This is a genomic window from Rhizobium sp. 22-785-1 (genome assembly GCF_053521965.1).
On record NZ_JBNWDI010000002.1, the window covers coordinates 455,817 to 470,919 of the forward strand.

General features: G+C 57.8%; 13 protein-coding genes. 10 read left to right on the forward strand and 3 right to left on the reverse strand.

Going from position 1 to position 15,103, the window contains the following annotated elements; all coding sequences use genetic code 11:
• Window positions 1-69 precede the first annotated feature (69 nt).
• Window positions 70-1,914, reverse strand: a complete 1,845-nt coding sequence (locus ACQZ5M_RS06920; RefSeq protein ID WP_296078690.1) for an extracellular solute-binding protein — start codon at window positions 1,912-1,914, stop codon at window positions 70-72.
• Between the two features lie 169 nt (window positions 1,915-2,083).
• Between ACQZ5M_RS06920 and mepA the strand changes: the two genes are divergently transcribed.
• From mepA to ACQZ5M_RS06955, 7 genes are all read left to right on the forward strand, one after another.
• Complete coding sequence (gene mepA, locus ACQZ5M_RS06925) at window positions 2,084-3,127, forward strand: penicillin-insensitive murein endopeptidase (protein ID WP_296078691.1); 1,044 nt, start codon at window positions 2,084-2,086, stop codon at window positions 3,125-3,127.
• 83 nt (window positions 3,128-3,210) lie between these two features.
• A complete protein-coding gene (locus tag ACQZ5M_RS06930; protein ID WP_296078692.1) occupies window positions 3,211-3,594 on the forward strand; it encodes a methylglyoxal synthase in 384 nt (127 codons plus the stop codon).
• A 57-nt stretch (window positions 3,595-3,651) separates the two neighbouring features.
• The gene (locus ACQZ5M_RS06935) at window positions 3,652-4,668 is read left to right on the forward strand and encodes a glucokinase (RefSeq protein ID WP_449079309.1); all 1,017 of its coding nucleotides are present in this window, start codon (window positions 3,652-3,654) and stop codon (window positions 4,666-4,668) included.
• A gap of 98 nt (window positions 4,669-4,766) precedes the next feature.
• Complete coding sequence (locus ACQZ5M_RS06940; RefSeq protein WP_296015946.1) at window positions 4,767-6,551, forward strand: ABC transporter ATP-binding protein; 1,785 nt, start codon at window positions 4,767-4,769, stop codon at window positions 6,549-6,551.
• Between the two features lie 17 nt (window positions 6,552-6,568).
• Complete coding sequence (gene dapB / locus ACQZ5M_RS06945) at window positions 6,569-7,396, forward strand: 4-hydroxy-tetrahydrodipicolinate reductase (protein ID WP_449079310.1); 828 nt, start codon at window positions 6,569-6,571, stop codon at window positions 7,394-7,396.
• Window positions 7,397-7,413: 17 nt separating this feature from the next.
• Window positions 7,414-8,049: a 2,3-bisphosphoglycerate-dependent phosphoglycerate mutase gene (locus ACQZ5M_RS06950; RefSeq protein ID WP_296015941.1), complete on the forward strand. Its 636-nt coding sequence runs from the start codon at window positions 7,414-7,416 to the stop codon at window positions 8,047-8,049.
• A 79-nt stretch (window positions 8,050-8,128) separates the two neighbouring features.
• Window positions 8,129-9,118: an Ldh family oxidoreductase gene (locus ACQZ5M_RS06955; RefSeq protein ID WP_449079311.1), complete on the forward strand. Its 990-nt coding sequence runs from the start codon at window positions 8,129-8,131 to the stop codon at window positions 9,116-9,118.
• A gap of 24 nt (window positions 9,119-9,142) precedes the next feature.
• Here the strand turns inward: ACQZ5M_RS06955 and ACQZ5M_RS06960 are convergent, their stop codons facing one another.
• The gene (locus ACQZ5M_RS06960; RefSeq protein ID WP_449079312.1) at window positions 9,143-10,375 is read right to left on the reverse strand and encodes an ROK family transcriptional regulator; all 1,233 of its coding nucleotides are present in this window, start codon (window positions 10,373-10,375) and stop codon (window positions 9,143-9,145) included.
• Between the two features lie 263 nt (window positions 10,376-10,638).
• On the opposite strand from ACQZ5M_RS06960, the gene ACQZ5M_RS06965 reads away from it, so the two are divergent.
• The 3 genes from ACQZ5M_RS06965 (at window position 10,639) to ACQZ5M_RS06975 (ending at window position 13,654) form a co-directional block, all read left to right on the forward strand.
• Window positions 10,639-11,661, forward strand: coding sequence for a substrate-binding domain-containing protein (locus ACQZ5M_RS06965; protein ID WP_449079313.1), 1,023 nt, complete (start codon window positions 10,639-10,641; stop codon window positions 11,659-11,661).
• A gap of 134 nt (window positions 11,662-11,795) precedes the next feature.
• Window positions 11,796-12,860 carry an ABC transporter permease gene (locus tag ACQZ5M_RS06970; protein ID WP_296015932.1) on the forward strand — a complete coding sequence of 355 codons (1,065 nt, stop codon included), beginning with the start codon at window positions 11,796-11,798 and terminating at the stop codon, window positions 12,858-12,860.
• Window positions 12,836-13,654 carry an ATP-binding cassette domain-containing protein gene (locus tag ACQZ5M_RS06975; protein ID WP_449079314.1) on the forward strand — a complete coding sequence of 273 codons (819 nt, stop codon included), beginning with the start codon at window positions 12,836-12,838 and terminating at the stop codon, window positions 13,652-13,654. The genes ACQZ5M_RS06970 and ACQZ5M_RS06975 overlap by 25 nt, the downstream gene beginning before the upstream one ends.
• A 250-nt stretch (window positions 13,655-13,904) precedes the next feature.
• On the opposite strand, the gene ACQZ5M_RS06980 is transcribed toward ACQZ5M_RS06975, so the two are convergent.
• A complete protein-coding gene (locus tag ACQZ5M_RS06980) occupies window positions 13,905-15,014 on the reverse strand; it encodes an alpha/beta hydrolase (protein ID WP_449079315.1) in 1,110 nt (369 codons plus the stop codon).
• Window positions 15,015-15,103: the final 89 nt, after the last annotated feature.

A 15,103-nucleotide genomic window follows, 5' to 3' on the forward strand; every position in this document is an offset into this window, starting at 1 on the left:
CACGCGCCTTCCCAATGATTCGTCTTCATTCATGTGAATCAAGGCTTGGTCGATAAAGCAAGACCAAGCTCATTTCCCGGCACTGGCTGACCACCATGCTCCCGGGAAACCGACGCCGTAGTACGGCAAGTCTGTCGGACGAACGATGGTGTTCCAGTAGGCAACTGTCATCTCGCCGCGGTAGAATTGCGGAATGACGTAATTCCCTGCCAGGAGGACTCGGTCCAGCGCCTTGACGGCGGCAACCTGGTCCTCACGCGTGGGTGCAAAGATGATCTTGCGGATGATTTTATCGATGGCGGGATTGCTGATACCGGCAAAGTTCTTCGAACCCTGACGAGTGGCTGCTGCCGAACCCCAATAATCGGCTTGTTCATTGCCCGGATTGGAGGTCTGAGCCCAGAGATTGACGATCATGTCATAGTCGAAGGCACGTGTGCGATTGGTGTATTGCGACGTATCGACATTGCGAACGGCGACGTTGATGCCGATCCTCTTGAGGTTTTGCGTATAGGCCAGGACGACCCGCTCCATTGCGGGCGAATCCACGAGAATCTCGAAATCGAAAGGCTGACCCGTCTTGGCATTCACCATGCGGTTGCCCCGCAACTCGTAGCCAGCCTCTTTCATGAGTTTGACGGCCTCGCGCAAGTTGTCGCGTTGCTTGGCAGGATCACCGCCCTGCGGATTGCGATATTCGGTGGTAAAGACCTCTGGCGGCACCTCATCTTTCACTTCTTCGAGGATTTCCAGCTCTTTGCCTTGCGGCAAGCCGGATGAGGCAAGGTCGCTTCCCATGAAGAAGCTGTTGATCCGCTGATACTGACCGAAAAACAGCGTCTTGTTCATATCCTCAAAGTCGTAGGCGAAGTTTAAGGCCTTGCGGACTTTCGGGTCCTTGAACTTGTCGCGACGCGCATTCGGGACGAAAGCCTGCATGATGCCGACAGAGCGGTAAATGTTAGGTAGCTCCTCGCGCTTGATCCGCCCATCTTTAACGGCTGGAAAGTCATAGCCCGTTGCCCACCGTCCAGCGGAATTCTCCTGCCAGAAATCGGTATTGCCCGCCTTGAAGGCCTGAAACTCAACATCGCGATCAGTGTAGAATGTGTAGCTGATTGTCTTGAAGTTGTTCATACCGACATTGACGTTGAGGTTTTTGCCCCAGTAATCGTCACGCAGCTCGTAAGTGATCGTGGAGCCCGGCGCCACAGAGGCAATCCTGTAGGGCCCGGAACCCATGACCGGCTCCAATGTTCCGCGCGAAATGTCACGCGGCTTTCCATCCGGACCGTTGGCCTCCCACCAGTGTTTGGGAACGACGAGCAATTGCCCGACGATCTGCGGAAGTTCGCGATTGTTCTTCTCGTCAAAGGTGAAGGTCACCTCCCGGTCGCCGGTCTTTTCCGCTTTGGTGACGTGCGTGTAGTAGGTTGCGAGCTGCGGATTGAGGTCTTTCGCCTTTTCGAAGCTGAAAATGACGTCTTCGGGAGTGACGGACTTGCCATCGGCGAACTTCGCTTCTGCACGCAATCTAAACGTCGCCTTCGATATATCGTCCGGATAGGTCAATGCTTCGGCAAGAAGCCCGTAGGACGCCGAAAGCTCCTCTTCGGACGACTTCATCAGCGTATCGAATACGACGCCGAGACCGGTCGCCGCGTCTCCCTTCGCGAGAAGCGGATTAAGGGTGTCATAGGTACCCGCTGTCGACAAACGCAACGTGCCACCCTTCGGTGCATTCGGATTGACATAGTCGAAGCGCTCAAAACCCTTGGGGTGTTTCAATTCCCCCACCGTGGCAATGCCCACGCGCCACTGTCCGGCTTCCTGCGCTTGCGTCCCGCTCGAGGACGCGAAAAGCGACACCCCCATTACTAAGAGCAGGAGGGGTTTTGCGCTTGCCAGAGCCATGGGCGGGTGATCCTTTTATCGTGCTTGTTGCCATGAAGCATAAGCCAAACCATGTCAAAAAATAGGGATGCCGGCTCACAAGGCGGTTATTCACAAACATGCTTTCACCAAATTTACGATCCAGCGTAATATCCCATCACAGAATCAACGGGATCGCAGGCGGCGACGAATGAGGTTGAAGACAATGGCAGCGCGCAGGCTTTCGCTCATCGCTTTTTCGGTCATCTCGATGATCGGCGCAGATCTAGCGCCAGCCTATGCGGATGACCAACCCGCAAAGCAGGTCTTCGGCCATATCGATCTCCCCTCTGCCGGGCCTTCAAAGTCTTATGGTTCCTACGCGAAAGGATGCCAGTCAGGCGCAGTTGCTCTGCCGACAGAAGGTCAAGGCTTCCAGGCGATGCGGCTGTCGCGCAACCGGCGCTGGGGTCAACCGCAACTCATTTCTTTTATCGAGCGCTTCGCTCAGGATTCCCAGAAGATCGGCTGGCCAGGCCTCCTGATCGGCGATATTTCGCAGCCCCGTGGTGGTCCGATGCTGACCGGCCATGCCTCGCATCAGATCGGGCTGGATGTGGACATCTGGTGGCGCAAGATGCCCGACCACATCATGAGCGCGCAGGAGCGCGAAGATACTCCCTTCATCTCCATGCTCGACAAGAGCAAGTTCCTGACAGTGGACGACCGTAAGTGGTCGCCGCTCAATGCACGGCTGGTGATGATGGCAGCAAGCTATCCGCAGGTGGAACGCATCTTCGTCAACCCGGCGATCAAGCAGAAGCTTTGCCAGAGCTGGACGGGTGACCGGACATATATGGGCAAGATCCGGCCCATCTACGGCCATGACGAGCATTTCCATGTTCGTCTCGCCTGCCCCGCCGGTGCCACCGACTGCAAGCCGCAGGCTGCGGTTGGGCCAGGTGACGGCTGCGACAAGTCGCTTGCGTGGTGGTTCACCAAGGAGCCTTGGGCCGCGCCAAAGAAGGATCCGAATGCCAAGCCATCAAAGCCTCCACGGCCGATGATGGTATCGGACCTGCCGAAAGCATGCGCTGCCGTCGCATCCGCTCCCGCCGCCGGCCGGGCACAGCCCGCGCTACAGAATGCCTACATCAATTCCGTCGCGCCAGCGGCAGGTGGCTCCCAGGCACCTGGCGCGCCCGTTCCGCCTGCCGACGTTCCAAGGCCATCTGTCCGCCCGTCGATGAATTGATGGCCGATCTTCGCTTTTCAAACGCGAAAGAGTTGCTATAGAAGGCTTCAAATCGATTTAAACGGGTTCATGGGGCGTGTTTTATGGATAGCAAACGCTGTGTGGCGCTGATCGCGCATGATCAGAAAAAAGATGACATGGCGGAGTTTGCTCGAGAGCACCAGGATGCTCTGTCGGCGTTTCGTATCGTCGCGACGGGAACGACCGGTGGGCGCGTGCAGGATGCCTGTCCAGGTCTGGGCGTGATCCGCCTCAAGAGTGGCCCGCTTGGCGGCGATCAGCAGATTGGCGCGATGATTGCGACCGGCGACGTCGATATGCTGATCTTCTTCGTCGATCCTCTAACCTCGATGCCGCATGACGTCGATGTGAAGGCCTTGACACGACTTGCGACCGTCTACGACATACCCATGGCGCTCAATCGCGCAACGGCCGAACGGCTGATCGATTTCAATATACACGGATAGACTCGCGCCGAACGCGGCGGGTCATGTCTTCAAAATCAGGCGGCTTCAGGAGCAGTGATGCCCAATCAGAACGATCATCTTTCCTTTCCGATCCTCATTGGAGACATCGGTGGCACCAATGCCCGTTTCTGCATCCTTCCCGACGCCCTATCTGAAGCCGTTCATCTGACCACGGTCAAAACCGCGGATTACCCCTCCATCGACGCTGCCATCAAAACGGCAGTGCTGAGCAATAGCGCCATCCGACCCGTTTCGGCGCTTCTCGCCGTGGCTGGGCCGATAGAGTCCGACGAGATACCGCTGACCAACTGTCATTGGGTCGTCAAACCGAAGGAGATGCTCAGCAATCTTGGCTTGAGCGACGTTGTTGTCGTCAATGATTTCGAGGCTCAGGCTCTGGCAATTGCAGCGCTCGGCGATGGTGATCGAGAACTGATCGGACCGGACCGTCCCGACATGATGGCGTCTCGCGTCGTGCTTGGCCCAGGCACCGGTCTGGGCGTAGGTGGCCTTGTCTATGCGCGGAACATGTGGTTCCCCGTGCCTGGCGAGGGCGGCCATGTCGATCTCGGGCCTCGGACCGAGCGGGATCGTCAGATCTTTCCGCACCTCGAAGCGATCGAGGGACGTATCTCCGGCGAACAGATTCTCTGCGGTCGCGGCCTCGTCAATCTCTACCGGGCCATTTGCGCCGCAGATGGCATCACACCGAGCTTTTCCGACCCGGCCGATGTAACTGCACACGGTCTCGCCGCGTCGAACGCCCAGGCCGAGGAAACCCTTTCCCTGTTCAGCACCTATCTTGGTCGGGTCGCTGGAGACATGGCGCTGATCTTCATGGCGCGTGGCGGGGTTTACCTTGCAGGTGGCATCTCCCAGAAGATCATTCCGGCGCTAAAGCGTCCCGAATTCCGCGCAGCCTTCGAAGATAAAGCCCCCCACAGCGCCCTCATGCGCTCCATTCCGACCCATGTGGTGACCCACCCGCAGGCAGCCCTTGCAGGCCTTTCGACCTTTGCAAGAACGCCATCCAATTTCGGCGTTACACTGGAAGGCCGACGCTGGCAGCGCTAGGCCCGGAATTCCAGGCTGGTCAAAACCCGGTCCAATGGATATAGACGCCGGTTGAAAAGGCGGCCCGGCTGCCGGAACATCAAAAGGTGGATGAGCGATTGAAAACCGCCAAGTCACGGGGTCCTGTGGACACCGACACGATTGCTGCAGTTCTGAAACGCGTTTTTGCAGAAAATGCGCGCGATCATATCAAGGGCTATGTGCTCGTCGTTTTTTGCCTGCTCATCGTGGCAGGATCGACCGCGTTCACTGCCTGGATCATGGATTCCATTATCAACGAGGCCTTCGTCAACAGACGCGCTGATCTGGCGTTCATGATCTGCGGCGCCATATTTATGGCTTTCTTCCTTCGGGGACTTGCGAGCTACTTTCAATCCGTTGCGCTCTCGAAAATTGGCAACAACATCGTCGCCCGCTATCAAAAGCGACTTTACTCGCATTTGATGACCCTTTCGGTTGGTTACTTGAGCGAATCCCGGTCCGCGCATCTCGCAGCCCAGGTCAGCCAGAACATTGGTGGCATTCGCGATGTCATGAACTTGACGGTCACGTCCGTGGCCCGGGATATGCTGACTTTCATCGCCCTGGTCGGCGTGATGATTTTCAAAGATCCCTTTCTGTCGATCATCATCGTGTTCATCGTGCCGCCGCTCGTCCTTGGCTTACGCTATATATCCAAACGACTTCGGGAAACGACCAAGGAAGCCATTATCCTCGGCAGTCGTGTGCTGGGGTCTATGCAGGAGACGCTTCAGGGCATCGCGATCGTCAAGGCTTTTACGATGGAAAAGCCGCTGGAAGAGCGCGTCTTCTCGACGATCGATGCCGCCGAAAGACGCTCCAACCGTATCGCCCGGCTGTCCGAGCGAACTGCGCCCCTGACGGAAACCATTGCCGGTATCGCCGTATCGAGCGTACTCGCCTACGCCGCCTACCGCGCAATCTACAACAATGTTCCTCCCGGGGCTTTCTTCGCCTTCGTGACGGCCCTTCTGCTGGCATATGATCCAGCGCGACGTCTCGCCCGTCTTCAGGTGTCGCTGGAGCGAGCCGTTGTGAATGCCAAAATGATCTATGAAATCCTCGACATGGAGCCGGTCCAAAGGGAAAAGCCGAACGCCGCTCCACTGAAGATCACCAATGCAACGGTGGAGTTGCGCGACGTCGTCTTCTCCTACAAGGATTCCGGGCCGATCCTCAAAGGCGTAAGCTTCATCGCCGAAGGCGGAAAAACGACGGCACTCGTCGGACCCTCGGGGGCCGGAAAGTCCACCATCATAAACCTCGTGCCGCGCTTCTACGATCCGACAGGCGGCGAGATCTTGATCGATGGGCAGAACATTGCAGACGTGACGACACGCTCGGTGCGCCTCAACCTCGCTTACGTCTCGCAGCAACCCTATCTCTTCGAAGGTACCATCCGCGACAATATTCGCTATGGCCGCCCGGAAGCGACGGATGCGGAAATCGAAGAAGCAGCGAAGCTCGCCTTCGCGCATGACTTCATCCTGGCCCAGCCACTGGGTTACGATACGTCTGTTGGCGAAAACGGTATGACCCTGTCGGGGGGCCAACGTCAGCGCCTGTCGATTGCCCGCGCGCTGGTGCGCAATGCGCCAATCCTTCTGCTTGATGAAGCGACCTCCGCCCTGGACACCGAATCGGAAGCCGTCGTGCAGAAGGCCCTGGATACAGCCATGACCGGACGCACCGTCATCGTCATCGCTCATCGTCTCTCCACCGTCGTCAAGGCGGACAAGATCGTGGTGATGAATGAAGGGCAAGTTGTCGAAGAAGGAACGCATGAGACGCTTGCGCGGCAGGAAAACGGTCTTTACGCTCGCCTCAATAATCTTCAGGCCACAGGCGTGCGCGGACTTTAAGAGTGTAGGGTGATGAAATGAGCGGCAACGACATGAAATTGGTGGTGGTCGGCGCCGCAGGCCGAATGGGGCAGACGCTGATCCGGCTCATACAAGAGACACCGGGCGTAGTGCTCCATGCTGCCATCGAGCGCGAAGGCTCACCTTTCGTCGGACGCGATGCTGGAGAGCTTGCTGGACTTAGCCCAACCGGTGTTCCCGTCACAAGTGATGCACTCGCAGCCTTCGTCGATGCCGAAGGCGTAGTTGATTTCACCTCACCTGCGGCCAGCGTCGTCTTTTCCGGGCTCGCCGCCCAGGCGCGGATTGTCCATGTCATTGGGACCACCGGCTGTTCAGTCGAGGACGAAGAGAAGTTCAAGGCCGCCGCACGCCACGCTCGCATCGTCAAGTCCGGAAATATGAGCCTCGGCGTTAACCTCCTCTCCGTGCTGACGCGCCAGGCCGCCAAAGCACTCGGCCCACAGCACTGGGACATCGAGGTTCTAGAGATGCACCACAAGCACAAGGTCGACGCGCCATCCGGCACGGCGCTCCTGCTTGGCGAGGCCGCAGCTAAGGGTCGCAACATTGATCTGGCCGAACGCTCAGTCAGAGTGCGTGACGGCCATACGGGCGCGCGGGAAGCTGGCACCATCGGATTTGCGACTTTGCGCGGCGGCTCGGTCGTGGGCGATCACTCCGTGATCTTTGCTGGTGAAGGCGAGCAGTTGACCTTCTCGCACCACGCAGCAGACCGCACGATTTTCGGACGCGGCGCGATTGCGGCCGCCCTTTGGGCTTTCGACAAGAAGCCAGACTTCTATTCCATGCTGGACGTTCTCGGTCTGGCCGACAATCAATAAACAACTGGAGAGTATTTATGAGCGGAACCCTCGTCCTCGTTCGTCACGGTCAAAGTGACTGGAACCTCAAGAACCTCTTCACCGGCTGGCGTGACCCGGATCTGACGGAACTTGGCGTGCAGGAAGCCAATGCGGGCGGCAAGGCACTTGCCGATTACGGCATCAAGTTCGATGTCGCCTATACCTCTTCTCTCATCCGTGCGCAGAAGACCTGCCAGATCGTGCTAGACAATGTCGGCCAGTCCGGTCTTGAAACGATCCGAAACGAGGCGCTCAACGAGCGCGATTATGGCGATCTCTCCGGTCTCAACAAGGATGATGCTCGCGAAAAATGGGGTGAAGAGCAGGTGCATATCTGGCGCCGCTCCTACGACATTCCTCCGCCCGGTGGGGAAAGCCTGCGCGACACCGGCGCACGCGTATGGCCCTATTATCTGACGGAAATCCTTCCGCGCGTTCTACGCGGCGAAAAGGTCCTGGTTGCCGCACACGGTAATTCGCTGCGCTCGCTGGTAATGGTTCTCGACAAGCTGAGCAAGGAGGAGATTCTGAAGCTCAATCTGGCGACCGGCGTACCGATGGTCTACACGCTGAACGCTGATTCCACAGTTGCGTCCAAGGACGTGCTAGGCGACATGTCTGCCGCCCATTGACTGATGCAGCGGGACCTTTGACCGTGGCGTCGAGGGTCTCGTCCCCCACCTTCCCTTCCTTTATATCCAAGATCGAGCGATGAAATTCAGCATAGAGACGGCCGAAGATTTTGTTTCCTCAATCTTCGAAAGGAACAAGGTCTTGCCCAAAAACGCCCAATCGGTCGCGCGGGCGTTGGTCGCAGCGGAAGCCTGCGGCCAAGGCGGGCATGGTTTTCGCCGCATTCCTGTCTACGTCGCCCAACTTCATGTTGGGAAGGTCAACGGACAAGCTGTCCCCAACGCCACAAAGGTCCGGCCCGCCGTCCTGTCGATCGATGCAGGCAATGGTTATGCTTATCCGGCTATTGATCTTGCCGTCGAACAACTTGTGCCCTTAGCGCGTGAACAGGGCATCGGTCTTGCGGCAGTCGGGCGCTCGCATCATGCCGGCGTTATGGCTTTGACCGTTGAGCGACTGGCCGAACAAGGTCTCGTCGCCTTCATGGTGGCCAACGCGCCAGCATCCATGGCGCCTTGGGGTGGCATAAAGCCGCTCTATGGCACCAACCCCATTGCTTTTGCAGCGCCGATCAAGGGCGCAGATCCTCTCGTGATCGACCTCGCCCTGTCGAAAGTCGCACGTGGAAAGATCATGGCCGCCCGCCAGAGAGGCACGACCATCCCCGACGATTGGGCTCGCGATGCGCAAGGCCGCCCCACCACAGATCCGAACGAAGCGATCAACGGCACGATGGTTCCAGCTGGCGAAGCCAAGGGGGCAGCACTTGCGCTGATGGTGGAAGTCATGGCCGCGGGCCTCACCGGCGGCAACTTCGGCTTTCAGGCATCGTCGCTTCTCGACGACACCGGCACCGCGCCCTCGCTCGGCCACACGATCATAGCCATCGACCCGACGATTGCGGGTAACGACGTGCTGGCCGAAAGGGTTTCCCTCATGGCGCACGAGATCGAGACCCAGGATAACGCCCGCCTACCAGGTCGGCGCAGTCAGGGAATTCGAAAGCAGTCACTGGAAAACGGAATCGTCATCGAAGACGACATCCTGCGCCAGATACAAGCGCTCTGACATTATAGAAACCCGGCGACCGATTCACGCTGAGGTTTCCTTGAACAAGACGTTCTGGTCGAGGAGATAGCGGGAAAACAGTGGGAGGCTGGCCCCGCCGATGGCACGCGCCTGACTTCCAACAGCGCCCTCGATAATATCCGGTACTGCTACGCCCTGAAGGTCGTGAGAGGTCAAGGCCGAACGCGTCGCCTGCACGATGCGCGAGCGCACCCAACCCGGAAAGCCGCCATCGATGATGACCGTGGAAAAATCGATGATAGAGGCGGCGGCTATCACCGCCTGCGCCAGCGCAGCGCCAGTGTTGCGAACCCATATTTCGAGCGGTTCGCCGAAATCGATCCACTCATCGGTGGAGAACCAAAGCGGCTTGGGATCGATGCCTCTTGCTCGCAGCAGGTCTTCGAGAACGAAAATGGAGGCAATCTTGAGCAATTGCACCGTCTTCCCATCCTGCCCCTGAACCGGCAGGGGTCCGATCGATCCAGCCGATCCAGTTCGCCCCGAGAACAAGGCAGAATTCAAGACGACGCCGCCGCCAATGAAAGAACCGATGAAGACATAGAGAAAGTCCGGATAGGCCTGGCCGTTACCAAAGACCATTTCGGCACCGCAGGCGCTGGTGGCATCGTTTTGAAGGAAGACAGGATATTCGATGGCATCGGCGACCTCCTGGCGCAGATCGATATCACGCCAGACGTCCATTTCGCCTTCCGGCGCGCCGACCTCCTTGGCCCAACTCCACAGCTCGAATGGCGCAGCTATGCCCACGCCAGCAATTTTGTCGCGCTGCTTCTGGCCCAGTCTCGCCTCCATTTCGGCGATTCCTTCGGTGACGAAGGGTAAAATCCATTCCGGCATCGGATAGGGATAGGTGTTACGCAGCTGCATCCGGATTTGCCCTACGAAATCCATCAGTACCAGATCGACGCTGCGACGGCCGATCTTGACACCGAAGGAATAGACCGAGTCCGGGTTGAGCCGCATCGGCGTCGAGGGCTGTCCTACGCGCCCTCGAAGAACTTCGCCTCTGATGAGCAGACCGTCCTTTTCCAGCGAGCGCATGATGACGGAGACTGTCTGGGCAGAGAGGCCGCTACGTCTTGCAATCTCGGCTTTCGAAAGGGCATTGTGTCGGCGCACCAAAGATAGCACCAACCTTTCATTATAGGCGCGAACCCGGACCTGATTGGCGCCACCGGCCAGATCGGTAATGCCCGCAGATGGCGTCTGCGGGATCTCCAGTGATCGCGACATCTCTCCTCCTCCCAACCGTGCGCAAGCTTTAGCGCGGTCGCTCCATTTTTAAAAGCTTCTACGACAGAGCGTCCGGTCTCCTCCCGTTCACTCCTCCATGACGTTCGGAAGAATGACAGAACGAATTAATAATTCAATTGGATTTATTTATTGACAGGCTGTTAATTTGGTGGTTCGATTGCAGTCAGTGGCGCCTGATCTAGGAGGAGAAGGGCCGCAGACCAGTCATCCAAATGGCTGTTTGTTTTCACTGGGAGGATCATATGAAGACAACCGTTTCCGCCTTTTTGGGCGCGCTCGCGCTCGGCGTTTCTTTTGCTTCGGTCGCATCGGCTGCAGATACTTCGGCCTGCCTTATCACCAAGACCGACACCAACCCATTCTTCGTCAAGATGAAGGAAGGCGCGACCGCCAAGGCTAAGGAACTGGGCGTGACGCTCAAGGCTTACGCTGGCAAAGTGGACGGCGACTCCGAAAGCCAGGTTGCAGCTATCGAGTCCTGCATTGCGGACGGCGCCAAGGGCATTCTGATCACCGCGTCTGACACCAAGGGCATCGTTCCGACGGTCAAGAAGGCACGCGATGCGGGCATCCTGGTGATCGCTCTTGACACGCCTCTCGACCCAATCAACTCTGCCGATGCAACATTCGCGACCGACAACCTGCTGGCTGGCAAACTGATCGGCGAATGGGCCAAGGGCACGATGGGCGACAAAGTCAAGGATGCCAAGGTGGGCTTCCTCGATCTTACGCCTGACCAGCCAAGCGTCGACGTTCTTCGCGACCAGGGCTTCATGATCGGCTTCGGTATCGACCCCAAGGACCCGAACAAGATCGGCGACGAAAACGATCCACGCATCGTTGGCCACGACGTGACGAACGGCAATGAAGAAGGCGGTCGCAAGGCCATGGAAAACCTTCTCCAGAAAGACCCAGGCATCAACGTCATTCACACCATCAACGAGCCGGCTGCTGTCGGCGCCTACCAGGCTCTTAAGGCCGTGGGCATGGAGAAGAACGTTCTGATTGTTTCGGTTGACGGCGGTTGCCCAGGCGTGAAGTCGGTCGAAGAGGGCGTCATCGGAGCGACCTCGCAGCAGTATCCGCTGATGATGGCGGCTCTCGGCGTCGAGGCCATCAAGAAGTTTGCCGACTCCGGTGAAAAGCCGAAGCCAACCGAAGGCAAGTCCTTCTTCGACACCGGCGTTTCGCTGGTTACCGACAAGGCGGTTAAAGGTGTGCCTTCGATCAGCGTCAAGGAAGGCCTGGCGAAGTGCTGGGGCTGATGCCCTCAATCACCATCTGAAGAAGACGGCCGGGATTGCTCCCGGCCAACTTCACCGAAAACCATTCGCTTTCGTAATACCCGTCTGACATTTCGGCGCCGCGCATAGATGTTTGGCGAGCGGGAGGAGGAAACATGAGCGGAATTCAAGAATTCGAGCGCGTGCTGGACGGAAGCGACAAGAACGTCGCCTCTTTCGATCAGCAACGCGTTTCCGCGCTCAAACGCGCCCAGCACTTTCTACACTCGACACCGGCCGCCGTGCCACTCATCGTCCTGATCCTGTCGATTGCCATTTTCGGTCTGACGATTGGCGGACGATTCTTTTCATCTTACACTTTGACCCTTATTCTGCAGCAGATTGCGGTCGTCGGCATTCTCGGCTCGGCACAGACGCTGGTCATTCTCACCGCCGGCATCGATCTTTCAATCGGCGTGGTGATGGTCATCTCCTCGGTCGTTATGGGCAATGTGGCGGTAACATACGGGCTGCCAACAGGAATCGCGGTGCTCGCAGGCTTCGTGGTCGGCGGGCTTTGCGGCCTTCTCAATGGCTTTCTTGTGGCCGTGGTCAAGCTGCCGCCCTTCATCGTCACTCTTGGTTCGTGGAATATCGTCATGGCGACGAATTTCATCTACTCCGCGAACGAGACAATCCGCGATGCTGATGTGCAGCAGGCCGCTCCGCTGCTGCAAATCTTCGCTACCAACTTCCGGATCGGTTCTGCCATTTTCACACTCGGCGTCATTGCCATGGTGGCTCTTGTCGCTCTGCTTTGGTACATATTGAACCATACGGCCTGGGGACGTCATGTCTACGCTGTCGGTGACGATCCAGAAGCAGCAAAATTGTCCGGCATTCAGACCCGTCGCGTTCTTCTCAGTGTTTACACCATCGCTGGCGTGATTGCAGCCTTTGCAGCCTGGGTCGCCATCGGTCGTAACGGCTCTATCTCGCCGTCTGCTGCTGTCACCGACTACAACCTTCAGGCCATTACCGCGACGGTTATCGGTGGTATTTCGCTCTTCGGCGGGCGTGGCTCCATTCTCGGAACTCTGTTTGGCGCTATGCTCGTTGGTGTGGTCTCCATGGGCCTCAACATGCTCGGCGCAGACCCGCAGTGGAAGGTTATGTTGACCGGCTGGTTGATCATCGCCGCCGTCGCAGTGGATCAATGGATCAGAAAGGCAGCCGTCTGATGGCCCAGGATACGAACAGACAACCCATTCTTTCTGGTCATGGTCTCGTCAAGCGTTATGGCCGCGTGACCGCGCTGGACAATGCCGACTTCGATCTCTATCCGGGAGAAATCCTGGCGGTGATCGGTGACAACGGGGCAGGCAAGTCCTCGCTCATCAAGGCGCTCTCGGGAGCGATCCGCCCGGATGAAGGCGAGATCCGCCTGGAAGGCAAACCGGTTCAGTTCAAGACGCCGCTCGAGGCCCGCGATGCCGGTATCGAGACGGTCTATCAGAACCTCGCGCTTTCCCCGGCCCTGTCGATTACCGATAACATGTTCCTGGGACGAGAAATCCGCAAGCCGGGCATTCTCGGCTCGGTGTTGCGCAAGCTCGACAATGCGGCAATGGACAAGTTTGCCCGAGAGAAGCTGTCCGAACTTGGTTTGATGACCATTCAGAACATCAATCAGGCGGTCGAAACGCTCTCCGGCGGTCAGCGTCAGGGTGTGGCAGTGGCCAGAGCCGCAGCCTTCGGCTCCAAGGTCGTCATTCTGGACGAACCGACGGCGGCACTTGGCGTCAAGGAAAGCCGACGCGTTCTGGAACTCATTCTAGAGGTGCGTAGCAGAGGCCTGCCGATCGTGCTCATCTCGCACAACATGCCGCATGTGTTCGAGGTGGCCGACCGTATCCATATCCATCGTCTTGGTAGGCGCCTGTGCGTCATCAATCCGAAGGAACATTCAATGTCGGATGCGGTGGCCTTCATGACGGGCGCCAAGGAACCGCCTCGCCAGGAGATTGCGGCGTAAAACGCCAAACGATGGTCTGGGATAATCTTCCGAGATCCTCCAAGGAATCCCCTCATTCGATCATCAGGATTGCCGACCCCTCGGGGTCGGCAATTTTACGTTTGCACATGGCCAAAACACGCTGAGCGGTCGCGTGTAAGGTCGTCTAGAGCATCTGACAGACAACCGGTCCTGTCGCGAGTCCAACATAACGCACGGCGCTTGAAAGGTCAGAACCCAATCATAAAGGAACAGGTCGGACGGCAATGTCCTAATTTGGATTGACGACCTTGCTTGCCAGCTGGAACGGACTTGAAACCGTCGCTCCGACGGCATCTAGAACGAAGGCTCCTGCACGGCCAAGATCGTTGCCGCCGCCACGCCGCTTTTCGTCGAGCTTCGGCAACAGAGCGGCGAGCGCGGCATACCTATCGTGGTTTAAACCGTCAGAGGAATCGAGTTCCGAGATATCTATGAATTGGACACCCTCGCGTTTCGCTGCCGTTCTGATCTTCGGATCATTCACGTCCAGTGCGCCAACCCGGTCTCTTTCGCCAGCCAGGATGGACGCGGCCATCAAGGCCCGGTCGTCCTTGGACACGAGCACGGCGAGCGGCGGATTAAGACGACCGACGACCTCGATCTGCTTGCGAAACACATCTGTGTCGATATCCGGTGCCGCAAGCACCACCTGAAGCTTGGCGATAACGTCGTTACGGCCTTTAAGGCGAAGCTCGCGCAAGGCCTCCATGACCAGCCACGCCCCCATGCTATGGCCGAAGACGATGACATTCTTGCGTGGCGATTTCTGCGCGAGATCGATCAAGAGGTCTGCCAGGGCATCGCGGGAATAGGTGGCCGCTTCCTTGTCCGCAACATATCCTGTGACATTCGCCATGGATGGCCACGAGAAGACGACAGGTGTGCCGTTGATATCCGCATCCGCCGCCATCTGCGTCGCCCGGAAAAGTGCTTCCTGGTAGCTGTAATTATAGCCGTGGACGAAGAGGCCGACATCTTTACCGGAGGTGAGGATATCGGCAAGATCGCGCTTGAACGCATCTTTCGGCAGCATGTCGCGATCTGTCACGACGAAGTTCTTCTGAGGATCGGACTTTCTGGAAGGCCACTCGATCTTGCCCTTCTGGTGAACCGGCGGAATGGAAATTTCAAAGCGCACATAATTCGGCGTCTCGGCACGCCCGTCACCAAAGGCCAATGTTTTGCCCGGCTCGCGCTCACGCGTACTAACGACATAGGCCGTGATGCTCTTGCCCGATGCCACCCTCGTATTGACGGCTTGCAATACTTCGGCGCCAGGCCGTGCGGCACATGACCCAAGCAGGCAGAGGGTGATAAGCAGAGAAACGAACCTGAGCATGAAAAATATCCGCTAAATTAGACAGGCATCGATAGCGACAATTTTCGTGCCTGGCAATCGGACCGACGCGCACGTAAACGTAAGCGACA